Genomic DNA, 25160 nt, shown 5'->3' with positions numbered 1-25160 from the left:
GTCAGTCGACGTCACCCAGGATCGCCACGTAGCAGCCGGTGGTCGGGCCGCGCTGGGCCGGCGGATAGAGGTTGATGATCTCGGTGAGCGCGGCCGGCCCGAAGTCGCGTTGGGTGGCGACCGTGCCCAGCGCCGCGAAGTCGGTGCGGAGTTGTGCGGCGGTTTCGGCGGCTTCGCCCTTTTTCGTGTAGCCGAACAGGATGACCCGCTGGAAACCGTCGGTGAGCTGGTTGAGGCTCTGGCCCGTGCAGGGCTGGCCGGCCTTCGGCGGCACGTGGGCGGGCTCGGCGCGGGGCCGGAGCACGTCGTCGGCATACCAGCCGACCGCGTGGGCGCTGGCCGTCAGCACGATCGTCATGTCGCCGGGCCGGTGCTGGGTCGACAGCCAGGCCAGGGCGGCCCGCTCGTCGACGGTGCCCGGGGGCTCCGGCGTGGTGCGGGCCTTGATCAAGGGGGTGATCATGACGGCCAGCGTCAACACGGCGACCACCCCGGCGAGGCCGCCGACCAGGGCCGCGCCACCGCGCCAGGAGGTGCGCGCCGGGCCACGCAGCGCGCGGAACGCGACCACGACCAGCTTGGCGGCGGCGGTCGTGGCGAACGCGACCGCAACGTACACGCAGGGCAGGATCCAGATCGCCATCCGCATGTAGAGCGGGACCACCTCGGCGAACGCGAGCAGGAAGGCAAGCAGGGGTACGCCGGCCAGCAGGGCACCCCACGGTCGCCGGTAGTAGACGGCGGCCAGGCAGCCGAGCGCGAACAGCAGCCAGAAGATCGGCGCGACGACCGACAGGTAGCCGGGGCCGGTGCCGGGCGGCGACAGGTGCAGCGGATCGGTGCCGAGGACGGTGAGCCGGTCCCAGGCCCAGTCGAGCGTCTCCCGCTTGGTCGCGTGGGCCGGCGGGTAGCCGCGGCGGCCCCAGAAGATGGCCATGAAGTCGCTGCCCACCACGTAGCGCAGCGAGGCCAGGTAGTGCACCGCGAACACCGCGAACCAGATCAGGAACGGCCAAGCCGACCGGAAGGCCTCTTTCCATCCGGTGCGCCAGCCGGCGCGCAGCCACGCCGTCGCCACCACCACGACCGCGAAAACCGGTGTGGCGAGCATGGCGCCCATGCTGAACAGGCAGGCCAGCGCCGCGACCGACCACCAGATCACGTATTGGCGGGTGGTCGGGCGGGCCTTCTCCAGCAGCACCATGGTCAGGAACAGCAGCAGCATGGTCCAGAAGAGGTCACCCGTGTATTGCTTGACCTCGGCCGAATAGCGCAGCAGCGACGCGTTGGCCACGAACAGTGACATCAAGGTCACCGACCCGACCGGCCCGAGCCAGCGGCGACCGGCCAGCCAGGCCAGCACCAGGGTGCCGACGGCGGCCAGCAGCGGCAGCACCCGCAGCACGTATTCGTCGGTGCCGAACACCAGGACCAGCGCGTGTTGCACCCAGAGCCAGCCCAGGGGCGCGCTCTGGTTGTAGTCGAGCGCGCCGGCGAGGTCGAGGAAGCCCCGGTCGCGGATGTTGCGCGCGATCATCTGCTCGTCGAGCCAGAGCGGGTGGTGGTAGGCGGCCCGCCGGACCAGCAGCACCACCTCGAGGGCGAACGGCACCAGGGCCAGGTCGGCCCACGTGAACCAGCGCCACCACGGCCGGCGGGCCGGCGCGGCGCTGGCGTTGTCGTCGGCTGGCGCGACGGCAGTGGCTGTTGCGTGTGACATCGCCACAGAGGCTAATACCTGGCCCGCAATTCTCAGTGTGCGCTCCACGATGTGCGCCCGGTGCGCCCGGACCAGCCTTGGACCATGACGTACGTGATGGGACGGACCGCGGCGGAGTACGCGCGGCTGCGTGAACAGGCCCGAACGTGGGCCGATGCCACCGGGACGCTGCTCGACACGGTGGGGCTGGCGCCCGGCGCGCGCTGCCTCGACGTCGGCTGTGGCCCGGGCGAGACGATGCGGCTGATGGCACAGCGGGTCGGGCCGACCGGCCGGGTGGTGGGCGTCGACGTCGACGCCGACCTCGGCCGGGCCGCGGTCGACCAGCTCACCGCGGCCGGCCACCGGCAGTGCGAGTTCGTCGAGGGCGACATCGAGCGGGCGGACCCCGTACCCGATGGCGGTTTCGACCTGGTCTTCGGGCGGTTGATCCTGCTGCACGTCGCGGACCCGGTCGCGGTGCTGCGCAGGATGTGGGGCTGGACCGCGCCCGGCGGCGCCCTGGTGGTGCAGGACTACGACATGCGCGGCGTCGACTGCGACCCGCCGCTGCCGGTGGTCGACGACTGGCGCCGGGTCTTCCTGGGAACCTACACGGCGGCGGGGCGCGATGTCGGGCTCGGCCACCGGCTGCCACGGCTGTTCGCGGAGGCGACCGGCGCGTTCCCGGACGGCACGGTCGTCAACGGCCGGATCGACCGGCTGGCGAGCACGGGCGGGATGCTGGCAGCGACCTACCGGAGCATCACCCCGGTGGGGATCAAGCTCGGCACGGTCACCGAGGCCGAGGCGGAGACGTTCCAGGCCGGGATCGCCGAGGCGATGACCACCCATCCCGACCACCAGGCGCTGTGGCCGCTGCTGGTCGGCGCACACCGGCGGCGCTGAAACCGGACTGCGGCCGACCGCATCGACCGGGGATGATGTGATTCATGACTGTACGGGCGGCGGTCGTGGGTGGCGGGATCGGCGGGTTGGTCGCGGCGTTGGCGTTGCGGCGGGCCGGGGTCGACGTGCGGGTCTTCGAGCAGGCGCCGGCGGTCGGCGCGGTCGGTGCCGGCATCCAGTTGGCGCCCAACGCCACCCGGGTGCTCGACGCGCTCGGCGTGCTGGCGGCCGTCCGGCCGATCGCCGTCGAGCCGACCGCGTTCGAGTTCCGGCGCTGGGACGACGGGCGGCTGCTCTCGTCGACGCCGCTGGGCGCGGCGATGGTTGCCGACTACGGCGCGCCCTACCTGCACGCGCACCGGGGCGACCTGGTCGGGGTGTTGAGCGCTGCGGTGCTGGCCGCCGGGGTGCCGGTCGAGGTCGGCGCCCGCTGCGTCGACGTGGTGCCGGGCGAGCGTGGCGCCGAGGTGCGGTTCGCCGGCGGCCGGCGCGAGACGGCCGACCTGGTGGTCGGCGCCGACGGCATCCACTCGGTGGTCCGGCACGCCATCCTCGGCGCCGAAGACGCGCGGTTCACCGGGCACGTGGCGTTCCGCGGCCTGATCCCGGCGGAGCGGGTGGCCGGGCTGCCGGTCGGGCGCACCGCGACCGTGCGGATGGGGCCGGGGCCGGCACTGCGTGCACTACTTCGTCTCGGCCGGTCGGCTGCTCAACGTGGTCTGCGTGATCGAGGAAGACGCCTGGACCCGGGAGTCGTGGACCGACCACGGCGACCCCGCCGAGTTGCGGGCCGCGTTCGCCGGCTGGGATCCGGTGGTCCGGGCGGTGATCGACGAGTTGGCCGCGCCGCTCAAGTGGGCGCTGTTCGACCGGCTGCCGTTCGAGCGGTGGAGCAAGGGCTCGGTGACCCTGCTCGGCGACGCCTGCCACCCGATGCTGCCCTACGGCGCGCAGGGTGCGGCGCAGGCGATCGAAGACGCGTTCGCGCTGGCCGCCTGCGTGCGCGACGACGACGTGCCGGCGGCGCTGGCCCGCTACGAGGCGCTGCGGCACGAGCGCACCGCGCGGGTGCAGGCGATCTCCCGCGGCAACGCGACCCGGTTCCACCTGCCCGACGGGACGGAGCAGCAGGCCCGCGACGCGGCCATCGCGGTCAGCAACGGCCTGTCCCCCGACCTGGCCTGGCTCTACGGCTTCGACGTCCTCGATCCAGATAGCTGAATCTAGCTGCGCCACCCGGTCGCGGCGGCCGACGATCATTCGATGGGCACGCTCGACGGCAAGATAGCGCTGATCACCGGCACCGGCGGCGGCATCGGCCGGGTCGCCGCGCTGACCTTCGCCCGCGAGGGCGCCAAGGTGTTCGGCTGCGACATCCAGGTCGCCGGCAACGACGAGACGATCGAGCTGGTCCGCACCTCGGGCGGTGAGATGGCCGGCCTGGCACCCGCCGACCTGACCGACCCGGAGCAGGCCCGCCAGGTCGTCGACGCGGCCGCCGCGGCGTTCGGTGGGCTCGACATCGTCTACAACAACGCGGCCTCGCTGCGGTTCGGCCCGATGCCCGATTACTCGGTCGACGACTGGCGGGCGACCATCGCCGGCGAGCTGGACATCCCGTTCTTCGTCTCGAAGTTCGCCTGGTCGCACCTCGTCCGGCGGGGCGGCGGCGTGATCATCAACGCCGCCTCGATGGCCGGCATGATCGCCGGCGAGTTCCCGCCGATGGTCGGGCACTGCGCGGCCAACGCCGGGATCATCGGGATGACCCGGCAGCTCGCCCTGGAGGGCGCGAAGGTCGGTATCCGGGCGGTGACGATCAGCCCGGGGCCGACGCTGACCCCGGCGAGCGACCGCGACCTCGGCGACAACCAGCCGGTGCGCGACGCGATCACCGCCAAGACGCTCGTGAAGCGGTTCGCCCAGCCGGAGGAGGTGGTCGAGCTCGTGGCCTTCCTCGCCTCCGACCGCGCTGCCTACATCACCGGCGCCAACTTCCCGGTCGAGGGCGGCGCCACCGCCTGGTGAGCCGTCACCCGTTCGGGTGCACCGGCCGCGCGCCTTACCCGGCCGGTGACCGTCGCAGCCAATGCTGAGACGCATGGCGACGTACGTCTACCGCTGCCCGAGTGACGGCGACTTCGAGGTGCTCGTCGCGCTCGGCGCGGCCGCCCTCACCGTCCCTTGTGCTCAGTGCGGCGACGACGCGCGCCGGGTCTGGTCGGCGCCGCACCTGGGTCGCACGCCCCGCCGGGTGTCCACCGCGATCGAGCATGCCGGCCGCAGCGCCGAGACGCCCCAGGTGGTCTCGCGGCCGCCCGGCACGCGGCCCGCCCCGGCGCGGGTGCCGCGCGGACTGCCCCGGCTGTGACCCGCGGGCGGTGACACCTCGGCCCGCCGGCCGGGACTCACGACGGCGCGCGCCACGGGGGCGCGGTGCGGCGAAAGGGAGTGGGCATGCCCGAGGTCATCTTTGGGTTGGACTCGACCAAGCGGTTCCGGGAGCAGGAGAAGATCGGGCACAACCGGTGGCACCCGGCCGTCCCGCCGGTCGCGACCGTCAAGCCCGGTGCGACGTTCCGGGTGCACTGCCGCGAGTGGTTCGACGGCGAGATCCACAACAACGACTCGGCCGACGACGTACGCGATGCGCCATTGTCCATTGTGCACGCGCTCAGCGGGCCGTTCGCGGTGCAGGGCGCGGAACCCGGCGACCTGCTGCTGGTCGACATCCTCGACGTCGGGCCGATCCCGCAGGAAGACAGCGGGCCGCTGGCCGGGCAGGGCTGGGGCTACACCGGCATCTTCGCCAAGCAGAACGGCGGCGGCTTCCTCACCGACCAGTTCCCCGACGCCTACAAGGCGATCTGGGACTTCCAGGGTCAGGTCGCGACGTCGCGGCACCTCCCCGGGGTCTCGTTCACCGGCCTGGTGCACCCGGGCCTGATGGGCACCGCGCCGTCGGCGGACCTGCTGCGCAAGTGGAACGCGCGGGAGACCAAGCTGCGCGACACCGACCCCAACCGGGTGCCGCCGCTCTCGCTGCCGCCGCTGCCGCAGGACGCGGTGCTCGGCACGCTCTCCGGTTCGGCGTTCGACGACGCCGCGGCCGAGGCCGCCCGCACCGCGCCGCCCCGGGAGAACGGCGGGAACCAGGACATCAAGAACCTGACCAAGGGCTCCAGGATCTTCTATCCGGTGTACGTACCCGGTGCCAATCTGTCCGTCGGTGATCTGCACTTCTCGCAGGGCGACGGTGAGATCACCTTCTGCGGCGCGATCGAGATGGGCGGGTTCATCGACCTGCACGTCGACGTGATCAAGGGTGGCATGCAGACCTACGGCGTCGGGGAGAACGCGATCTTCCTGCCCGGCAACAACAATCCGCAATACAGCCAGTGGCTGGCGTTCTCCGGGATCTCCGTGACGCTCGACGGCGAGCAGCACTATCTCGACGCGCAACTGTCGTTCCAACGGGCCTGCCTGCACGCGATCGACTATCTGACCACGTTCGGCTACACCCCGGAGCAGGCCTACCTCATCCTCGGCGCGGCGCCGATCGAGGGCCGCTTCTCCGGCGTGGTCGACATCCCGAACTCGTGCGCCACGGTCTACATCCCGACCGAGATCTTCGACATCGACGTACGCCCGTCGGCGTCGGGCCCGACGAAGGTGAAGGCCACCGGGAAGGGCGTGCCTAAGTCGTCGTTCTAGGTCTCGTGCGGTTCCACCACTGCGCGAGGAAGACGGCGGCGAGGACGAGCAGCGCGCCGGCCAGGGCGAACCAGACGGTGATCTCCATGTCCTGCTTCTGCAACACGATGTTGCTGGGCAGGTCGCGGAGCACCCGGGTGAGCTCGGCGGCGTCGCCGGCCTGGTAATACTCGCCGCCGGTCAGGTCGGCGACCTCGCGCAGGGTCGGCTCGTCGATGTTCTGGTAGCGGCGCCCGCCGCCGAACCCGCCGCCGCCGAAGCGCGACCCGTCGCCGAAGATCGCGGCGTCGCCGCTGACCTGGTCGCGGTTGCAGACCATCGCCGACGGTTGGGTGGTGCCGAAACCGATCGTGTAGACCCGCAGCCGGCGGGCCGCCGCCTCGCCGGCCGCGGTGGTCGGGTCGACGCCCTGGGTGTTGCGCCCGTCGGTGAGCACGACGATGGTGTCGGGCTCGTAGTCGCCGGTGCCGCCGCCGGCCGGGAGGTCCACCCCGGTCGGCGGCACGTCGGGGTTGACCTCGGCGATCGCGTCGACCGAGGTGAGGATGGCCAGGCCGATCGCGGTGCCGCGGGCGGTGCGCAGCGTGTCGATGGCCGCGATCAGCGCCTTCTTGTCGGTGGTCGGCTCGACCAGCAGCCCGGCCGTCGAGGAGAACGTGACCAGGCCGATGCGGGCGCCGTCGGGCTGGTCGTTGACGAACTCGCGGGCCGACTGCTGTGCGGCGGTGAGCCGGTTGGGCGGCACGTCGGTGGAGCACATCGAGCCCGACGAGTCGATCGCCAGCATGATGGTCGTCGAGTTGGCCGGCACCGGCACCGACGCCTGCGGCCGGGCGGCACCGGTCGCGAGCACGACCAGGCCGGTCGCGAAGAGCCAGATCGGGATGCGGCGCCGCCAGCGGGAACCGGCCGGCACGGCGGCGCGGACCAGCGCGATGCTCGGCAGCCGCACGGTCTCGCGGCGCCGCCGGCGGCGGCTCCACCAGCGGTAGCCGAGCAGGGCGGGGAAGGCGAGCAACGCGGCGAGGGCCCAGGGCCAGGTGAACGACATCAGATGATCCGTCCGAACCAGTGGATCGTCAGCAGCGCGCCGGCCACCAGGAGCAGCAGCGCGAAGGCGACGACCGGGCCGGTCAGCTCGACCGGTTGGTCGTCGATCGTGGTGCGCAGGTCGAGATCGCGGTAGGCGGCGTCGAGCGCGCCCTCGTCCTGGGCCCGGTGGTAGGCGCCACCGGTCGCCGCGGCGATCTGCGTCAGCAGGTCTTCGTTGAGCGCCGTCGACACCTGGTAGCCGTCGATGTCGACGGTCTTGCCCTCGACGGTGCCGACGCCGACGGTCTGGATGTGCACGCCCGCGTTGGCCGCGAGGTCGGCGGCGAGCAGCGCGTCGGGCCCGCCGGTGTCCTCGCCGTCGGTGAGCAGCACGATCGTCGCGTCGCCGCGGTAGGGCAGGTCGGGCGGGGGTGCCGACGGCTCGGGCAGGCTGACCGGCTGGCCGACGATCGCCGTCAGCGAGGCCAGGATCGCCTGGCCGAGCGAGGTGCCGCCGGTCACCCGCAGCCGCTTGATCGCGTCGACGGTCTCGGTGTGCTCGTTGCCGGGCGTATGGGTGTTGAGCGCGCCCTGGCTGAACGCGACCACGCCGACGTCGACGCTGTCGGGCTGGGCCTGGACGAACGAGATCGCGGCGGCCTGCGCGGCGGCGAGCCGGTTGGGCGCGATGTCGTCGGCGGCCATGCTGTTGGACACGTCGAAAGCCAGGATCACGGTGCCGGAGGTACGCGGGACGCCGAGCGTCGCTTGTGGACGGGCGACGGCGAGCAGCAGGAACACGATAGCGGCGAGGAACAGCACGGTGGGCAGGTAGCGTCGTGCGCCGGTGGCCTTGACGCCGACGGCCGCATAGGCCCGCGCGCGCTCGCGGTGCAGCCAGCGCAGCCCGGCGGCACAGGCCAGGCCGACCACGACGGCGACCGCGAGCATCAGGGGGTGGGCGAAGCTCATCGGCGGCCCCGTTTCGCCCGGCGGACCATCTCGACCAGCGCCTCGACCAGGTCCTCGTCGCTGCGCACCCGGTGGGCGGCCACGCCCGCCCGGGTCATTGCCTCGTCCACACTGGACTCACGGGCGGCCACCTCTTCGCGTAGCCGCTCGCGAAACAGCGGGTCGCCGGTGTCGGCCAGCACCTGCTCGCCGGTCTCGGCGTCTTCGACCAGCACCAGGCCCAGGTCGGGCAGTTCGAGCTCGATCGGGTGGACGACCCGGATCGCGACCACCTCGTGGCGCAGCGCCAGCCGGGTCAGCTCCCCGGCCCAGTCGCCCTCGCCGATGAAGTCGGAGATGACGAACACCAGGCCGCGGCGGGGCGCGCTGCGGGCGGCCAGCCGGATCATCGCCGCGAGGTCGGTGCTGCCGCCGCCGCGGTCCGGCGTCGGCGCGGTGACCAGGTCGGTCAGCCGCAGCACGTGGTCGCGCCCGGTGCGCGGCGGCACCACCCGGTGGCGGCGGTTGTCGTAGAGAACCGCGCCGACCCGGTTGCCGCCCCGGGTGAACAGCCGGGCCAGGCAGACGGCGAGGTCGGTGAGCATGGAATCTTTGCCCTGCGGCGTTTCCCCGAACCGCATGGACGCCGACTGGTCGAGCACCAGCCAGGCGGTCAGCTCGCGGTCTTCGGTGTATTGCCGGACGTGCGGCTGGTCGAGCCGGGCGGTCACGTTCCAGTCGATGTGCCGCACGTCTTCGTCGGGTGCGTATTCGCGGAGGCTGTCGAAGTCGATCCCGGTGCCGCGGAACGCCGTGCGGTAGGCGCCCTGTAGCCGGCCGTCGAGGCGGCGCAGGACCCGCCACTCGAGGCGGCGCAGGAGGCGGTCCGGAGGGGCGGTCATGGGCGGGCGGCCCGTTGCAGCGGTGCGTCGGGAACGGGGACGGCGGCCATCACCTTGGTCAGGATGTGGTCGGCGGTCACGTCGTCGGAGAGCGCCTCGTAGGAGAGCACCAGCCGGTGCCGGAACACGTCGAGCACGAGTTCGGTGACGTCGGCCGGCACCACGTAGTCGCGGCCGCGGATGAACGCCAGCGCGCGGCCGGCCAGGATCAGGTTGATCGAGGCGCGCGGGCTGGCCCCGAAGCTGACGTAGCGGGCCAGGTCACCCAGCCCGGCTGCGGCGGGCTCGCGGGTGGTGTTGGCCAGCCGCACCGCGTATTCGATCAGCGCGGGGTCCACGTACACCCGATCGACCTGGGTCTGCATCTCGACGAGCCGCTCCGGGTCGCTGACCGCCTGCCCGGCCGCGGTGGCGGCGATCGCCCGCTCGACGATCACGAACTCCTCGGTCGGGCTCGGGTAGCCGACCAGGACCTTCATCATGAACCGGTCGACCTGCGCCTCGGGCAGTGGATAGGTGCCCTCCGACTCGATCGGGTTCTGGGTGGCCATCACCAGGAACGGCCGCGGCACCTGGTGGGTCTCCCGGCCGATGGTGACCTGCTGCTCCTGCATCACCTCGAGCAGCGCGCTCTGCACCTTGGCGGGCGCCCGGTTGATCTCGTCGGCGAGCAGCAGGTTGGTGAACACCGGGCCGAGGGACACCTGGAACTCGCCGCTGTGCTGGTGGTAGACCCGGGTGCCGACGATGTCGGCGGGCACCAGGTCGGGGGTGAACTGCACCCGGTGGAACTTGCCGCCGATCGCGCCGGCGAGCGCCTTGACGGCGAGGGTTTTCGCGAGGCCCGGCACGCCCTCGACGAGGATGTGCCCGCGGGACAGCAGGGCCACCAGCAGCCGCTCGAGCAGCACGTCCTGGCCGACGATGGTCTTCTTGACCTCGTACAGGATGGGCTCGGTGTCCATGCACGCTCCTACTGTTCTGGTCCGGGCGGTCCGGTGCCGTCGCCGCCACCACCGAGGGCGGCGCCGATCGGCACGGCGAAGCCGACACCCACGAAGGTGCCGGCCGGGGTCGGGTTGAGCAGCGCGACGACGATGCCGACGGTCTCGCCCCGGGCGTTGACCAGCGGCCCGCCCGAACTGCCGGGGTTGACCGCGGCGTCGAACTGGATCAGCCCGCGCAGCCGGCCGCCGTCCATCCCGGACGCGGCCCGCTCCAGGCCGGATACCACGCCCGCGGTGGTGGTGTCGGTCAGGCCGAGTTGGTTGCCGATGGCCACGACGTCGTCGCCGACGTTGAGCCGGCCGGCGTTCCCGATGACGGCGGGCACGACGATGCTGGGCAGGTTTTCGGGCGCGAGGAGCGCGATGTCGTTCTCCGGGTCGCTGCCGGCGAGGGTGGCTTTGGTCGCCGTGCCGTCCGGGAAGGTGATCTCGATGTCTTTCGCGCCCTTGACCACATGGAAAGCGGTGACCACGAGGCCGTCGGCGTTGGCGACGACACCGGTGCCGTTGCCGGCGCCGCGGATGGCGACCACCGACGGCACGAGGGCGGCGTAGACCTGCGCGGGGGTCAGCGGCGGTGCGGTGGTGGGCGACGGGCTCGGTGCGGCCTGCGGCTCTTCTCCCCCGCCGCCGGCCTGGAACGCGACGATCGCGGTGAGGGCCAACAGCACGACGACGCCGGCGGCGATCAGCAGGCCCCGCCGCGAATGGCGGGGCGGCGGAGCGGCGGCGACCTCGTCGGGCACGGTCATCGCGGACCGCGGCCCACGCGTAGGTGCATAGCGCCACCCTAACCGCGCTCCGCCGGGATGCTAAATGTCCGTCCTTTCGGGAGGACTGTAGTGCGGCGGACAGCATCGGGTCCGGCCGATGGATACGGTCGGGTCCAGCAGTGACGTCTGGGGGCGATCGTGCGTATCCATTTCACCCGGCTCGATCTGGCGCGCACCCAGTTGACCGACGGCCCCGACCCGATGTGGGAGATGGTCAACAGCCTCCAGGCCCTACAGAGCCGCTACCGCCAGGCCGAGCTTCGCCACTGGCGGCGCGACACGGCGCAGGTGCTGCGCGGCCGGGGGCTCGCCGCGCCGGTGCGGCACAAGCTGTTCGCGCTGGCGCCGCACGCGGCCTACTTTCCCGACCTGATCACCCCGCTGGAGGGCGCGCTCGGCCTCGAGGCCGGCATCGACGCGGTGCTGTCCACGCCGCGGCAGCGCATCGTGGCCGAGCTCGACCAGTTGCGGCCGGCGCGCACCGCCCCGCTGGAAGACCTGCGGTCCGGGCGGGCGGCCGACCTGCACGCCTGGGGTGAGCTGCTGCGGTCCTACTACCGGTCGGCCGTCGACCCCGTCGGCGAGCAGATCGCCGCCGCGGTCGACCGCGACCTGGCGACCCGGCGGGCGGCCGTGCACACCGGTGGCGTCGAAGGACTGCTGTCCAGCTTCGACCCGCTGATGCGCTGGTCGTATCCGGTGCTCGAACTGCCCAACCACCCGTCGGGGCGCGACGTTCATCTCGAGGGCCGCGGCCTGCGGCTGATCCCGTCCTACTTCTGCCGGGTCCATCCGCTCACCGTCTTCGACGCGTCGCTGCCGCAGGTCGTCGTCTACCCGATCCGCCACCACGCGGCCTCGGGCGTCAACAGCCGGCAGGCGCTGTCCAGGCTGCTGGGTGAGACGCGGGCGGCGGTGCTCATCTCGATCCACCAGGGGTGCGGCACCGGCGCCCTCGCGCAGCGGGTCGGCATCTCGGCCCCCGCGGTCAGCCACCACATCGGTGTCCTGCGCGACGCCGGCCTCGTCACCAGCTCCCGGTCGGGAACGGGCGTCCGGCACACCCGCAGCCGCCTGGGCGACGCGCTGATCCGCCGCCACGCACCGCCGGCCTGACACGCAGCCGGTTTCCACACAGGTGGAAACGCCTCCGTCCGCGGGGCACGCGCGCGCCACAGTGGTCCTTTGTCGTGCGGTCGCCAAGGAGGAGTGCGATGAGTGACGACATCCGGCCATTCCGCATCGAGGTCCCCCAGGACGACGTCGACGACCTGCGCGCCCGGCTCGGCAACGCCCGCTGGCCCGACGACACACCCGGCGACGGCTGGAACCGCGGCGTTCCGCCCGACTACCTGCGCGACCTGGCACACCGCTGGCAGAGCACTTACGACTGGCGCGCGCACGAGGCCCGGCTCAACGGCTACCCGCAGTTCACCACCACGATCGACGGGCAACAGATCCATTTCCTGCACGTACGCTCGCCACGACCCGACGCGAAGCCGTTGCTGATCACCCACGGCTACCCGAGCTCGGTGGCCGAGTTCCTCGACCTGATCGACCCGCTGGTCGAGCCCGCAGCCGGCCAGGCGTTCCACGTCATCGCGCCGTCGCTGCCGGGCTACGCCTTCTCGACGCCGTTGTCCGGGCCCGGCTGGGCAATGGGCCGCACGGCCGCGGCCTGGGTCGAGCTGATGCGCCGCCTGGGCTACCAGCGCTACGGCGTGCACGGCGGTGACGTGGGCGCCGGGGTGTCGGGCCTGGTCGGCGGCCTCGACGGCGAACACGTGATCGGCGTGCACGTGGTCACCGATCCCTACACGGCCGCCTACGTCGCGACCTTCATGCCCGGAATGGCCGACCGCCTCGACGCCAACGATCCGGTCGACAAACTCATCCTGGCCCGGATGGACGCGTTCCGGCGGGAGGGGTCGGGATACCTCGCCATCCAGAGCAGCCGGCCACAGACGATCGGGTACGGTCTGGTCGACTCGCCGCTGCTGTTGCTGGCCTGGATCGCCGAGAAGGTCCGCGAGTGGACCGACCTGCCGGTCGACGAGGATCAGGTGCTGACGAACGTGTCGCTCTACTGGTTCACCCGTTCCGGCATGACCGCCGCGCACACCCTTTACGAACAGGCCCACTCCTCGGACTGGGGCGCACCCCCGTCGGTCCCACAGGCTTTCGCGGTCTTCGGCGCCGACGAGACGACCCGCAAACTGGTCCCCGCGCCGCCCGGCGCACGCTGGTCGGAGTTCCCGCGCGGGCGGCACTTCCCGGCCTTGGAAGCACCCGCCGACCTGGCCACCGACCTGAAGGAGTTCTTCGGACCGCTCACCTAGCCGCTGCGCCCAGCCAGCGCGGTGTTGAACGGGGGCCGCGCTGGCTGGGCGGCAGCGCCACGGGACACATCGACTCTCCCTCCATCGATACAGTTATCGCCGTCATTGGCAGGTGTCCACGGGGGGAACCGCCCGCGCCAGCGGCGCGGTCACACGATCGGCGACACAGATCTGGTCGGCGGCATCTGGCACATCACCATGAGGATCTGCGTGCCCGACAACCGCTGCAGCGAAATCCAGACGTATCCCAAGCCGAGCTAGGGTGCGGTTTCGGATTCCGGTGTCCACTGCCAGCCGGTGATGCGCGGGTCGTCTTCGCCGTGTTCGCGGGTGTAGTCGCGGCACGACTGGCGCACGTCGACCATTTCCTGGCGCAGCCACGCCGCCCGGGTGCCCAGGCCCGGCACCCGGTCGATCACGTCCATGACCAGGTGGAAGCGGTCGAGTTCGTTGAGCATCACCATGTCGAACGGGGTCGTGGTGGTGCCTTCCTCCTGGTAGCCGCGCACGTGCAGGTTGCGGTGGTTGGTGCGCCGGTAGGTCAGGCGGTGGATCAGCGCCGGGTAGCCGTGATACGCGAAGATGACCGGCTTGTCGGTGGTGAAGATGGCGTCGAACTGGGCGTCCGGCAGGCCGTGCGGGTGTGCGGTGTCGGGCTGCAACCGCATCAGGTCGATGACGTTGACCACTCTGATCCGGAGGTCCGGCAGGCGCTGCCGCAGTAGGTCGGCCGCCGCGATGGTCTCCAGGGTCGGCACGTCGCCCGCGCAGGCGAGCACCACGTCCGGCTCCTCGCCGTCGTCGCTGCTGGCCCAGCGCCAGATGCCCAGGCCCCGGCGGGAGTGCATGATCGCCTCTTCCATCGAGAGCCACGTCGGCGCCGGCTGCTTGCCGGCCACCACCACGTTGATGTAGTGCCGGCTGCGCAGGCAATGGTCGATTGTGGACAGCAGGGAGTTCGCGTCCGGTGGCAGGTAGACCCGGACGACCTCGGCCTTCTTGTTGACGACGTGGTCGATGAAACCCGGATCCTGGTGGGAGAAGCCGTTGTTGTCCTGCCGCCACACGTGGCTGGACAGCAGATAGTTGAGCGACGCCAATGGGCGGCGCCACGGGATGCCGCGGGTGACCTTGAGCCACTTCGCGTGTTGGTTGACCATCGAGTCGACGACGTGGATGAACGCCTCGTAGCTGGTGAACAGGCCATGCCGGCCGGTGAGCAGATAGCCCTCGAGCCACCCCTGGCACAGGTGCTCGGACAGCACCTCCATGACGCGACCGTCCGGCGAGAGGTGGTCGTCGTCGGGGTGGATGGTGGCGTCGAAGGCGCGGTCTGTGGTCTCGAACACGGCGTCGAGCCGGTTGGAGACGACCTCGTCGGGGCCGAAGAGCCGGAACGTGTCGGGGTTGGCGACGATCACGTCCCGGAGCCAGCCGCCGAGGACCCGGGTGGCCTCGCTGATCGGGCGGCCGGGGTCGGTGACCGGCACGGCGTATTTGCGGAAGTCGGGCAGGACCAGGTCGCGCAACAGCAGGCCGCCGTTGGCGTGCGGGTTGGCGCTCATCCGATGTTCGCCGTGCGGTGCGAGCGCGGTGACCTCGGCGACCGGCGTGCCGGCCGGGTCGAAGAGTTCCTCCGGGCGGTAGGAGCGCATCCACGCCTCGAGCATCGCGAGATGTTCCGGGTTCTCCCGCACGTGTGCCAGCGGCACCTGGTGTGCGCGGAACGTGCCCTCGACCGGAAGGCCGTCGACGACGCGCGGACCGGTCCAGCCCTTGGGCGTACGCAGAATGATCATGGGCATTCGGCCCGCGCGGCCGCGGCGCTGGATGTCGCGGATCCGGGCCAGGACCGTGTCCAGGGTCGCGGCCAGCAACTGGTGCACGGCCGCGGGCTCGTCGCCGGCCACCAGGAACGGCTCATACCCGTGGCCGCGCATGAGCGCCATGAGGTCGTCTTCGGGGATCCGGGCGAGCACCGTCGGGTTCGCGATCTTGTAGCCGTTGAGGTGCAGGATCGGCAGCACGGCGCCGTCCCGGGCCGGGTTCAGGAACGTGTTCGACGGCCAACTGGCCGCCAGCGGGCCGGTCTCCGCTTCACCGTCGCCGATGACGCACGCGACGACGAGGTCCGGGTTGTCGAACGCGGCGCCGTACGCGTGCATTAGCGAATATCCGAGCTCGCCGCCCTCGTGGATCGAGCCGGGCACCTCGGCCGCGACGTGGCTCGGGATGCCACCCGGAAAGCTGAACTGCCGGAACAGCCGCGCCATCCCGTCCTCGTTCTGCCCGATCGACGGATAGAGGTCGGTGTAGGTGCCCTCGAGCCAGGTGTTGGCCACGATCGCCGGCCCGCCGTGGCCGGGGCCGGTCACGTAGATCATCTTCAGGTCGTGCTGGGTGATGGCCCGGTTGAGGTGGGCGTAGAGCAGGCTCAACCCCGGGCTGGTGCCCCAGTGGCCGAGCAGCCGCGGCTTGATGTGCTCGGGCCGCAGCTGCTCGCGCAGCAGCGGGTTGCCCATCAGGTAGATCTGGCCAACGGTCAGGTAGTTCGCCGCGCGCCAGTAGGCATCGAGGCGACCGAGTTCCTGGTCGGTCAACGGCATGACGAGTGGTTACGCCGCGACCGGCGACTCGACCTCGAAGGTCAGTTGGCCGTCGCGTTCGTCGACCTTGACCTTCTGCCCCGCCGAGACCCGACCGTCGAGCAGCATCTCGGAGAGCCGGTTGTCGACCTCGCGCTGGATCGTGCGGCGCATCGGGCGCGCGCCGTACGCCGGTTCGTAGCCGTGGTCGACCAGCCAGCGGATCGCGCCCGGGCTGAACTCCACCGCGATGTTCTGGGCGTGCATCCGCCGGCGGGTCTGCTCCAGCATCAGGTCGGTGATCCGGGTGAGCTGCTCGGGCTCGAGCCGGCCGAAGATGACGATGTCGTCGATCCGGTTGATGAACTCCGGCCGCAGTTCCTCGCGCAGCCGGCGGGTGATCCGGTCGCGCAGGTCGCGCTGCGCGTTGCCGCTGCCGGCGGTCTCGAAGCCGACCGACGCCTGGTCCGCGGTGATCAGTTCGGAGCCCAGGTTGCTCGTCATGATCAGGACGGTGTTCTTGAAACTGACGGTGCGGCCCTGGCTGTCGGTCAGCCGGCCGTCGTCGAGCACCTGCAACAACAGGTTGAACACGTCCGGATGGGCCTTTTCGATCTCATCGAGCAACACGACGGCGTACGGGCGTCGGCGCACCGCCTCGGTGAGCTGACCGGCCTCCTCGTAGCCGACGTAACCGGGCGGCGCGCCGACCAGCCGGCTGACGGTGTGCCGCTCCTGGAACTCGCTCATGTCCAGCCGGATCATCCGGTCCTGGTTGCCGAACAGCGTCTCGGCCAGGGCCCGGGCCAACTCGGTCTTGCCGACCCCGGTCGGGCCGAGGAACAGGAAGCTGCCGATCGGCTGGTTGGGGTCGCCCAGCCCGGTCCGCGACCGGCGGATCGCCTGTGCGACGGCCGCGACCGCCTCGTCCTGCCCGATCAGCCGCTCGTGCAGGCGCTGCTCGAGGTTCGCGAGGCGGGCCTTCTCCTCCTCGCTGAGCTGCCGCGCCGGGATGCCGGTGGCCCGGGACACCACCTCGGCGATGTCCTCGGCCGTCACCTCGGGCACCTGGGCCTGGCTGCCGCCGCCGCGGTCCTCGAGGTGCTTGCGCAGCTCGGCCGCCTGGTCGCGCAACTCGCTGGCGCGTTCGTAGAGTTCCGCCGCGACGGCCTGGTCCTTGTCGCGGCAGATCTGCTCGATCTGCTGCTCGACGTCGCGCTCGTCCTTGGCCACCGAGCCGCTGCGCAACTGCACCCGCGCGCCCGCCTGGTCGATCAGGTCGATCGCCTTGTCCGGCAGGAACCGGTCGGCGAGGTAGCGGTCGGACAGCTCGGAAGCCGCGACCAGCGACTCGTCGGTGAACCGTACGCCATGATGGGCTTCATAGCGGTCACGCAGGCCGCGCAGGATCTCGATGGTGTCGTCGACGCTCGGCTCCGGCACCAGGATCGGCTGGAACCGCCGCTCCAGCGCGGCATCCTTCTCGATGTAACGCCGGTATTCGTCCAATGTGGTCGCACCGACGGCGTGCAGCTCGCCCCGGGACAGGGCGGGCTTGAGGATCTGGGCCGCGTCGGTCGCGCCCTCGCCGGCGCCCGCGCCGACCACCGTGTGGATCTCGTCGATGAACACCACCAGGTCGTCGGTGTGCTCGCGGGCCTCGTCCAGCAGGTTCTTCAGCCGCTCCTCGAAATCGCCGCGGTAGCGGGTGCCGGCCACCAGGCCGGTCACGTCGAGCTGCACGAGGCGCTTGCCGGTCAGCGTGCGCGGCACCTCGCCGTCGACGATCTTCTGGGCCAGGCCTTCCACGATCGCGGTCTTACCCACACCGGCTTCGCCGATCAGGACCGGATTGTTCTTGGTACGCCGGGCCAGCACCTCCACGCACTGCTCGATCTCGTCGGCCCGCCCGATCACCGGGTCGATCCGCCCCTCCCGGGCCAGCGCGGTCAGGTCCCGCCCGTACTGGTCGAGGGTCGGTGTCCCGGTAGTTGACTCCTGTTGCTGCGGCACCCTCGGTGCGGTGGCCGCGCCGGGTTGGGCCGCCGCCTGGAGCGACTCGGGGTTGATCCCGTGCATGGCGAGCAGCCGGCCGGCCTCGGTCTCCCGGTTGAGGGTCAGGGCCAGCAGGATGTGCTCCGGCCCGAGGTAGGACGAGCCGAGCCGGCGGGAGATCTGATGCGCCTGGAGCAGCACCCGCTTGGCGTTCGGGGTCAGCGCCGGCGGCCCGGGCACCGCCCCGCCCTTGCGGTCGCGCTGCTCGATCTCGCCGGCCAGGGTCGCCGGATCGGCGCCGGCCCGGGAGAGCAACTCGTTGAGCGGCGGTTTCTGGGTCATCGCCCAGAGCAGATGCTCGGTGTCGAGGTCGCCGCTGCCGAGCTGTGCGGCCTCGCCGGCCGCGGCCTGGAGCAGCTCACGGGCGTCCTGGCTCATCACCTTGCCCAGGTCGAGCCGGGCGCGTGGTTGGCCGGGGGAAAGGAACTGGGCCATGAACTCATCGAACGGGTCCCCGCCGAACGGCCCGTTTCCCCAGTATCCGGTCGACATCACCATCTCCTCCGTGTCGGCGGCGATAGGGCGGCCCGTACCCGTTCGTCCGACGGGCAAACCGGCAAGCGCGGCGTACGGGGTAAGTGGTGCGCTTGTGTCGAAAGCGCCGGATCGGGGTGTGTAGTCCGGGGCGGAGCGGGCAACCCACGACATGGCCCCCAAGGAGATGGAAGGCGACAACCGCCGTCGCCGCGAACTCGCCAGGGAAGCGCGCCGCGCCAATCGCTCACCGAGCGCGGAAGGCGTCACGCTGGGCGCCTCGAAGCAGCAGGAACACCGGCAGGAGAAACGCCGCGCGGGCCCGGTGCCGGCCGGCCGGCACAAGCCGGACGCCGGGGCCACCCGGATCCCCGAGCTGGGCGAGCCGGAGCAGGAGTGGCCGCGCCGTCCGGGTTCCGAAGATGGCAGCACCGACGCCGGCGCCGGTCCTCGGCTGCGTTATCGGGAGATGGTCGGCGAGGTGGCCCGGCTGACCGGTGACGAGTTCCGGACGGCCCGCGAGCTGACCCGCGCGGTGGTCGGTGTGACGGCCCGCTCGCTGGACGAGCCCGACGGCAAACGCCTGATCCAGACGCTCCCGGGTGAGCTGGAGGTGGCCCGCACACTGAGCGGCCCGCCGGAGCGCGACCTGACCATGTTCCTCCGCGAAGTCGGCCGCCTCCTGGAACGGCGGCCCGAAGAAATAAGGATCAAGGTCCAGGCGGTCTTCGCGGTGCTCGGCGACGCCGGCATCGACCTGCCGCTCCCGCCAGAACTGGGTTCGCTGGCGGAGCCGTTGCCGCCGGACGAGCGCACACCGTCGGGCCACCCGCTGGCGCTCGACGACGACGAGGTGTCCGTCGCGCTCCAGGACCTGCCGGACTGGTCCGGCGACCGGCACGCGATGAGCCGCACGATCGAGTTGCCGCCCGACAACCTCGACCGGGTGCTGCCGCTGATCGAGGGCCTGCGGGCCGAGACCGGCCGCTCACCACACATCTCCCGCCCGGCGGCGGGCACCGCGACGCTGACGGTCTACACGGCGGCGACGGGCACGGTGACCGAGGCCGACGTGGCTCTGGCCCACCGGGTGGATATCGCAGTCGACGACGCGGGCGCCGGCATGGCCGGCTAACTGGAGGTTGTCCATGACTAATCCGACGGTTGTCCTCGTGCACGGCGCCTGGGCCGACGCGACCGGCTTCGACCCCGAGATTCGCGCCCTGCGCGAGCGCGGGTTCCCGGTCGTCGCGTTCGCCAACCCGCTGCGCTCGCTGGACGGCGACGCGAAATACCTGGCCGAGTTCCTGAAGACGGTGCCCGGTCCGATCGTGCTCGCCGGCCACTCCTACGGCGGCAACGTCATCTCGATGGGCGCCGTGGGCAACGACCAGGTGAAGGCGCTGGTCTACTTCGACGGCTGGATGTGCGACGAGGGCGAGAGCCAGCAGCAGCTCCTGGAGAAGTTCGAGGGAAGCCTGGTCGGCCCCGCGATCCGGCCGGTGCCGTTCACGGCGCCCGACGGGAGCGACGGCGCCGACCTCTATCTCGACCTCGACTCGTTCCGCGCGGCGTTCGCCGCCGACATCGACCCGGACACGGCCGCGGTGATGGCCGCCACGCAACGGCCCTACGCCGCGGCCGCGTTCGCCGGCGTGCCGTCGGGCCCGCCGGCGTGGAAGACGCTGCCGTGCTGGTATCTGCTCGGCACCGAGGACAAGGCGGTCCCGGCGGCCCTCCAGCGGTTCATGGCCGAACGCGCCAACGCGACGATCGTGGAGGTGCCGTCGTCGCACGTCTCCTTCGCATCACATCCCGAGGCCGCGACCCAGCTCATCCTCCAGGCCGTCGAGGCAACAACTTAGAAGCCGACGACCTGCCGGATCAGGACGATGTGGATCCGGCCGGGCATTTCCTGGTGGATCTCCAGGACCTTGCCGACGCTGCTGTGCTGGCCGTAGACAGCCTGCGCGCGCACGTCCTCGAGCTTGAGGCTGTGCTGGTAGATCCGCTCGTGCGCGGCCTGGAGGGTGGGCACCAGCTTCTGCGCGCCGACCACGAAAATCACATTGGCCGCACCCCAGGCGTACGACGCGAACTGGCTCCCCGAGGCCGAGGCGATGACCAGCGTGCCGTCGTGGGTGACCGCGTGCACGCTGCCCAGGGCGTAGTCGGTCTGGTTGGCGATCAGCTTCATCTCCTGGCCCTGCGTCTGCCAGTCGAGCGCGAGCATCTTGGCCCGGGCCGAGTCGTAGGGGCCGCCGTCGTTGATCGCATCCTCGATGCCGGTCTCCTTGAGGGTCACCGAGGTGTTGGTCATCACCGACGAGCCGTGCGGGATGCGGGCCAGCACGGCCTTGCGGGCCGTGTCGAGATCGTCGACGACCTCCACGCTGAAGCCGTGCTCCTCGAGCGCGACCACGGTCGCGGCCAGCGTGGCGTCGTCGGGCAGCGTGGTGAATCGGGCGTCACTCATCAGTCTCTCTCCTAAGCGGGGTAAAGTCCGGTTGTGCCAAGCGGACTTTACCCCGGTTATCCGCCCGCCGGTAGGGTGAGGCCCGTGACCGAGCCCTTGACGTGGCGAGCGCCACAGGTCGAACGCGCCGACGCCGCCCGCAACCGGCAGCACCTGATCGCCACCGCGCGGGAGATGCTCGCCGAGGCCGGCCCGGATCGATTGACCATGGACGCGCTGGCCGAGCGCTCAGGCCTGGGCAAGGGCACCGTCTTCCGCCGCTTCGGCACCCGCGCGGGGATCTTCTGGGCGTTGCTCGACGAGGCCGAACACGGCTTCCAGGAAGAGGTGCTGGGCGGCCCGCCCCCGCTCGGCCCCGGCGCGCCGCCGCTGGACCGGTTGATCGCCTTCGGCGAGGCCCGGGTCCGTTTCCTGATGGACAACCGCGACATCGGCCGCGCCGCGCTCGACGGCCGGCAGGCCAACCCCGCTGGGCCGCAGACGTCGCTGTCGCAGGCCCACATCCGGATGCTGCTCAGCCACCTCGACCTGGGCCCGGCCGACCTGGGCCTGCTGGCCATCCAACTCACGGCGGCGCTCGACGGCCCACTGCTGCTCTACATCTCCGCGGCCGACCTCGACCACGCCACGACCGAGATCGCGGACTCACTCACCAACGGCTGGCGCGACCTCGTCCGCCGCGTCGCCCGCCCGCTGGCCGACAGGTAGTCAATCCGGGCCAGCAACGTCGGGCGCGTCGCGCCGGAGCGGGGAGGTCTTCTCGCGCGCTACATGTTCTTCTATGTGCGCACATAGAAGAACATGTAGCGCGCGAGAACACCGGCGTCAGCCCCGGTTGAGGAACGTCAGCGCGGCCGGGTCCTCGGGTGTGCTGATGGCGCCAGCGTCGATCAACGCATCGGTGATATCCCAGATGAGCTCGTGTGCGACCACCACGGTCGCGACCCGGGCGTCGTCGATCGGGAGCGCCGCTATGGCCGGGCCCGTCAGCGCCTCGGCGACCTGGTCGGCCACGCTTCCGGCGAGTCGGTCCAGCTCGCCGCCGTCGCCCACGACGGGGATCACGGGACGGCGGAGCGCGGGGGCGTCCGCGGTCGTTGCCGTCCACACCCGCACCAGCGTGCCGTCGTCGGTGCGGGTGAAGTTGGTGCCGGCGGCGGCCGGTCGCGGTGGATAGACGGCCCAGAACACGCCGTTCCACCACGGGCGGGTGGCACACAGCGCGGTGTCCGGTGTCCTTCCCGCGCGCGCCAGGCGGTCCCAGAGGAGGCCGTCTAGGGCATGACCGAAGACGATGGCGTACGCGCTGTCGGCCAGCCCAAGGTCGGCAAGCGCGGCGCACAGCCCGGCGACCGGCGCGGCGATCCCGGCGGCGAGCGACGCACCGACCGAGCGCAGCCGGGCCCGCAGCGGCGTGGTCTCGGCGCTGCCCAGCACCGGAAACGTGGTGCGCAGCAGACCGCCCTCGACGGCCAGCAGGTCGAACTCACGCAGCCTGGCGACCGCCGCCTCGGTCGGATCCAGGCCCCGCGCGCGCAGCGCCGCCCGGGAAGCCCCGCCGCCGCGGGTCGCGTGCAACAACCGGCCGTTGCTGCCCTCGGCGACCACGGCGTGCGGGGTGCTGAGCGCCTCGGGGCAGTAACAGTGCAGGCCCCAGCGCGCCAGGTCGGGCGGGTCGGCGCGCACCGCTAGGAAAGCCGGGCCAGATAGACGACGTCGGGCTCGCCGCGTTCGACCTCGGTCAGCAACGTGCGCACCGGGCCGATCGTCGTCTCCAGGCGTTTGGCGTAGTCGTCGGAGGCGGCCGCGCTCCAGACCGCCAGCACGCCGCCCGGGCGGAGGTGGGCGCCGAGCACGGCGGTGCCGGCGTCGTCGTAAAGAGCGGCGTTCTCGCCGAAGACCGTCCAGTCGGGGCCGTTGTCGACGTCGAGGCAGATCGCGTCGAAGAGATCTTCCGTCGTGGCCAGCCAGTTGCCCAGGTCGGCCGTCACCACCCGGACGCGGGGGTCGTCGAGCGCTCCCCCGCTGAACGGCGCCAGGTGGGTGCCATGCCAGGCGACCACCGACGGCTCGATCTCGACCACCACGATCTCTTCGACGGAAGCACAGCCGACCGCCTCCGCCAGGGAGTAGCCGACGCCCAGGCCGGCGATCAGCAACCGGGTGCCGGGCGAAGCGCCGTCCAGTGCGGCGCGGACGAGGAGGCGCTCGGACGAACCGCTGCGGGTGTCCATCAGGAACACGCCGTTGCTGATCAGCTCATAGTGTTCGGCGTCGCGGCGTAGGACCAGCTCGCCGCGGGGCGTTTCGACGCGTTCGACCGTCTCCATCACGCGGCTCGCAAGACGAAGTCGTGCTCGACCAGGGTGCTGCCGTCCGGCTGCATGACGAACTCCTTGATCAGGCTGGCTCGTACGCCGAAGACCGCATCACTGTCCAAGTAGGAGCCAGCGGCGTCGAACAGGTGGGTGGTCACCGGCTGGTGGCCGTCGGCCGAGACGATGACGTGGATGTGGGCCGCCCGCCAGGGGTGCCGCCCGGTGGCCCGCAGCAGCACGCCGACCGGGCCGTCGTCGGGGATGGTGTAGCTGACCGGGCGGCTGGTGCGGAAGACGAAACCGCCGGAAGGATCGGTGCGGAAGCGGCCGCGCATGTTTCCCTGCGGCTGCGAGACGTCCTGCACGTCATAGAGGCCGTTCGAGGCGCACTGCCACACGTCGAGCACGGCCCCGGCCAGCGGAGCCGAGCCGCCGCGCACCTGGCCGCGGACCAGCGTCGGCACGCCACCAGGGTCGGCCACCGCGATCGAGTCGCCCAACGCCCGCCACGGCGCGTCGGGCACGTAGAACGGGCCCAGCACGGTCGCCTCGGTGGCCGCGTCGGCCGGGTGGGCGATGGTCTCCACCAGCGACGACAGGCCGAGCGTGTCGGAGAGCAGGATGAACTCCTGCCGCCGCTCGTCGCTGAGCCGGCCGACCGCGGTGAGGAACTCGATGCCGGCCAGCCACTCGGCGGGCGTCAGGTCGACCTCGCGGGCGAAGCCGTGCAGGTGCCGGACCGCGGCCCGGAGCACCTCGCGCAACCGCGCGTCGGGTGTCGCCGCGACGCGGTCGAGCACCTGCCTGGTCAGGTCACCGGCCGGATCGCTCTGGGTCATGGCCGAAGACTAGTGACCACCCTGGACGGTCGCCAGGTTATTGCTTCGGTGCCACCGCGCTGTCGCGGACGACCAGCTCGGTGGCCAGCTCGATCCGCGGGCTCTCGATCTGCTCGCCGCGGGCCAGCCGGAGCACGGTGCGGGCGGCGAGCAGGCCCATCTCGGCCAGCGGTTGGCGCACCGTGGTCAGCGGTGGTGAGCACCAGCGCACCTCGGGCAGATCGTCGAAGCCGACCACGCTGATGTCGTCGGGCACCCGCAGCGTGCGCTGGCGGACCGCCTCGTACACCCCTAATGCCATCTGGTCGCTCGACGCGAAGATCGCGGTCGGCGGGTCGGCCAACGCCAGCAACTCGGTGCCGCCGGCGAAGCCGGCCTCGTGGTAGAAGTTGCCCGGGCGGATCAGCGTGTCGTCGACCGGGATGCCGGCCGACTCGAGCGCCGCGCGATAGCCGTCGAGGCGGGCGCGGCTGCACATGAGCTGGGGCGGGCCGGCGATGAAGCCGATCCGCCGGTGGCCCAGGCCGATCAGATATTCGGTGGCGTGCAGGCTGCCCACCCAGTTGGTGGCGCCGATGGTGGGCGACTCCTGCGGCGGCACTCCGGCCGGGTCGACGATGACCACCGGAATGTTGAGCCGGCGCAACTCGCTCTGCAGCGGCGGCTCGAGCGTCGAGGTCACGAAGATGACGCCCTCGGTCGAGCGGGTGCGGATGTTGTCGAGCCACTGCTTGGCCGACGAGGTGCGGCGGTGGATGGCCGACACCACCGTGCCGACCCCGGCGGCGTGCGCGACGTCTTCGACGCCGCGGATGATCTCCACCGCCCACGGGCTGTCGATGTCGTTGAAGACCAGGTCGACCAGCCCTGAGTTTGCACGCATGCTGGGCGGGCGGCGCCGGTAGCCGTGCTGGCTGAGCAGGTCTTCGACCCGCTTGCGGGTGTGCGGCGACACGTCGGCGCGGCCGTTGAGGACCCTCGACACGGTGGGCACCGACACGCCGGCCAGGCGTGCGATCGCCGCGATGGTCACGGTCCGTTTGTCGTCGGAGGCCGCTGGCATGGATCGCCCTTTCGTCATGGGGTC

Annotated in this window: 22 protein-coding genes and 2 pseudogenes; 11 read left to right on the top strand and 13 right to left on the bottom strand. The window is 71.5% G+C overall.

The genetic code is table 11. The features are described 5' to 3' along the window. Position 1: 1 nt before the first annotated feature. A complete protein-coding gene (locus DFJ67_RS26465; RefSeq protein ID WP_116070497.1) occupies positions 2-1720 on the bottom strand; it encodes a hypothetical protein in 1719 nt (572 codons plus the stop codon). 84 nt (positions 1721-1804) lie between these two features. Between DFJ67_RS26465 and DFJ67_RS26460 the strand changes: the two genes are divergently transcribed. The 6 genes and pseudogenes from DFJ67_RS26460 to fmdA all read left to right on the top strand — a co-directional run bounded on the left by DFJ67_RS26460 (position 1805) and on the right by fmdA (position 6322). Beyond that, positions 1805-2608: a methyltransferase domain-containing protein gene (locus DFJ67_RS26460; protein ID WP_116070496.1), complete on the top strand. Its 804-nt coding sequence runs from the start codon at positions 1805-1807 to the stop codon at positions 2606-2608. Between the two features lie 44 nt (positions 2609-2652). After that, positions 2653-3099, top strand: a pseudogene (locus DFJ67_RS44755) (NAD(P)-binding protein); the annotation flags it as partial. A gap of 187 nt (positions 3100-3286) precedes the next feature. Beyond that, complete coding sequence (locus DFJ67_RS43365) at positions 3287-3829, top strand: FAD-dependent monooxygenase (protein WP_211333966.1); 543 nt, start codon at positions 3287-3289, stop codon at positions 3827-3829. Between the two features lie 42 nt (positions 3830-3871). Beyond that, entirely contained in the window at positions 3872-4636 is a 765-nt protein-coding gene (locus tag DFJ67_RS26450; RefSeq protein WP_116070495.1) for an SDR family NAD(P)-dependent oxidoreductase, read from the top strand. Positions 4637-4709: 73 nt separating this feature from the next. Continuing rightward, entirely contained in the window at positions 4710-4979 is a 270-nt protein-coding gene (locus tag DFJ67_RS26445) for a zinc ribbon domain-containing protein (protein WP_116070494.1), read from the top strand. An 86-nt stretch (positions 4980-5065) separates the two neighbouring features. Then, complete coding sequence (fmdA, locus tag DFJ67_RS26440; RefSeq protein ID WP_116076670.1) at positions 5066-6322, top strand: formamidase; 1257 nt, start codon at positions 5066-5068, stop codon at positions 6320-6322. Here the strand turns inward: fmdA and DFJ67_RS26435 are convergent. From DFJ67_RS26435 to DFJ67_RS26415, 5 genes are read right to left on the bottom strand one after another with little or no spacing between them, the layout of a single operon-like run. Next, positions 6306-7373, bottom strand: a complete 1068-nt coding sequence (locus DFJ67_RS26435) for a VWA domain-containing protein (protein WP_116070493.1) — start codon at positions 7371-7373, stop codon at positions 6306-6308. The genes fmdA and DFJ67_RS26435 overlap by 17 nt on opposite strands. Then, positions 7373-8326, bottom strand: coding sequence for a VWA domain-containing protein (locus tag DFJ67_RS26430; RefSeq protein ID WP_116070492.1), 954 nt, complete (start codon positions 8324-8326; stop codon positions 7373-7375). The genes DFJ67_RS26435 and DFJ67_RS26430 overlap by 1 nt, the downstream gene beginning before the upstream one ends. Continuing rightward, positions 8323-9207 (bottom strand): DUF58 domain-containing protein, encoded by an 885-nt coding sequence (locus tag DFJ67_RS26425; RefSeq protein WP_116070491.1) that lies wholly within the window; start codon positions 9205-9207, stop codon positions 8323-8325. The genes DFJ67_RS26430 and DFJ67_RS26425 overlap by 4 nt, the downstream gene beginning before the upstream one ends. After that, positions 9204-10172, bottom strand: coding sequence for an AAA family ATPase (locus DFJ67_RS26420; RefSeq protein WP_116070490.1), 969 nt, complete (start codon positions 10170-10172; stop codon positions 9204-9206). Before DFJ67_RS26420 ends, DFJ67_RS26425 begins: the two co-directional genes overlap by 4 nt. 8 nt (positions 10173-10180) lie before the next feature. Further along, positions 10181-10966 (bottom strand): S1C family serine protease, encoded by a 786-nt coding sequence (locus tag DFJ67_RS26415; protein WP_116070489.1) that lies wholly within the window; start codon positions 10964-10966, stop codon positions 10181-10183. A gap of 159 nt (positions 10967-11125) precedes the next feature. On the opposite strand from DFJ67_RS26415, the gene DFJ67_RS26410 reads away from it, so the two are divergent. Both DFJ67_RS26410 and DFJ67_RS26405 read left to right on the top strand, forming a co-directional pair. Further along, positions 11126-12103: an ArsR/SmtB family transcription factor gene (locus DFJ67_RS26410; protein WP_116070488.1), complete on the top strand. Its 978-nt coding sequence runs from the start codon at positions 11126-11128 to the stop codon at positions 12101-12103. Between the two features lie 98 nt (positions 12104-12201). Then, positions 12202-13326: an epoxide hydrolase family protein gene (locus DFJ67_RS26405; protein ID WP_116070487.1), complete on the top strand. Its 1125-nt coding sequence runs from the start codon at positions 12202-12204 to the stop codon at positions 13324-13326. Between the two features lie 257 nt (positions 13327-13583). Here DFJ67_RS26405 and DFJ67_RS26400 read toward each other — a convergent pair whose 3' ends face one another. Both DFJ67_RS26400 and DFJ67_RS26395 read right to left on the bottom strand, forming a co-directional pair. Next, positions 13584-15932 carry a phosphoketolase family protein gene (locus DFJ67_RS26400; protein WP_116070486.1) on the bottom strand — a complete coding sequence of 783 codons (2349 nt, stop codon included), beginning with the start codon at positions 15930-15932 and terminating at the stop codon, positions 13584-13586. A gap of 9 nt (positions 15933-15941) precedes the next feature. Continuing rightward, entirely contained in the window at positions 15942-18458 is a 2517-nt protein-coding gene (locus DFJ67_RS26395; RefSeq protein ID WP_116076669.1) for an ATP-dependent Clp protease ATP-binding subunit, read from the bottom strand. 154 nt (positions 18459-18612) lie between these two features. Between DFJ67_RS26395 and DFJ67_RS26390 the strand changes: the two genes are divergently transcribed. Together DFJ67_RS26390 and DFJ67_RS26385 are read left to right on the top strand one after the other, a co-directional pair. Beyond that, positions 18613-19575 (top strand): DUF2267 domain-containing protein, encoded by a 963-nt coding sequence (locus tag DFJ67_RS26390; RefSeq protein WP_116070485.1) that lies wholly within the window; start codon positions 18613-18615, stop codon positions 19573-19575. A gap of 13 nt (positions 19576-19588) precedes the next feature. Next, positions 19589-20305: an alpha/beta fold hydrolase gene (locus DFJ67_RS26385; protein WP_116070484.1), complete on the top strand. Its 717-nt coding sequence runs from the start codon at positions 19589-19591 to the stop codon at positions 20303-20305. Here DFJ67_RS26385 and DFJ67_RS26380 read toward each other — a convergent pair. Next, entirely contained in the window at positions 20302-20916 is a 615-nt protein-coding gene (locus DFJ67_RS26380; protein ID WP_116070483.1) for an LUD domain-containing protein, read from the bottom strand. The genes DFJ67_RS26385 and DFJ67_RS26380 overlap by 4 nt on opposite strands. Positions 20917-21000: 84 nt before the next feature. On the opposite strand from DFJ67_RS26380, the gene DFJ67_RS26375 reads away from it, so the two are divergent. Continuing rightward, entirely contained in the window at positions 21001-21624 is a 624-nt protein-coding gene (locus tag DFJ67_RS26375) for a TetR/AcrR family transcriptional regulator (RefSeq protein ID WP_239096970.1), read from the top strand. Between the two features lie 117 nt (positions 21625-21741). Here the strand turns inward: DFJ67_RS26375 and DFJ67_RS26370 are convergent, their stop codons facing one another. The 4 genes and pseudogenes from DFJ67_RS26370 to DFJ67_RS26355 form a co-directional block, all read right to left on the bottom strand. Further along, on the bottom strand, positions 21742-22602 hold the full coding sequence (locus DFJ67_RS26370; protein WP_116070482.1) for a hypothetical protein: 861 nt from the start codon (positions 22600-22602) through the stop codon (positions 21742-21744). Beyond that, positions 22576-23246 (bottom strand): annotated as a pseudogene (locus DFJ67_RS26365) (spermine/spermidine synthase domain-containing protein); the annotation flags it as partial. The pseudogene DFJ67_RS26365 and the gene DFJ67_RS26370, both read right to left, overlap by 27 nt. Continuing rightward, the gene (locus DFJ67_RS26360) at positions 23246-24073 is read right to left on the bottom strand and encodes a dioxygenase family protein (protein ID WP_116070480.1); all 828 of its coding nucleotides are present in this window, start codon (positions 24071-24073) and stop codon (positions 23246-23248) included. The gene DFJ67_RS26360 and the pseudogene DFJ67_RS26365, both read right to left, overlap by 1 nt. A gap of 37 nt (positions 24074-24110) precedes the next feature. Next, entirely contained in the window at positions 24111-25154 is a 1044-nt protein-coding gene (locus DFJ67_RS26355) for a LacI family DNA-binding transcriptional regulator (RefSeq protein WP_116070479.1), read from the bottom strand. Between the last annotated feature and the right edge of the window lie 6 nt (positions 25155-25160).

It is taken from the genome of Asanoa ferruginea (genome assembly GCF_003387075.1).
Classification (GTDB): Bacteria; Actinomycetota; Actinomycetes; order Mycobacteriales; family Micromonosporaceae; genus Asanoa; species Asanoa ferruginea.
The sequence above is the reverse complement of the archived record's forward strand: the minus strand, read 5'-3'. Positions and strand labels throughout refer to the sequence as shown.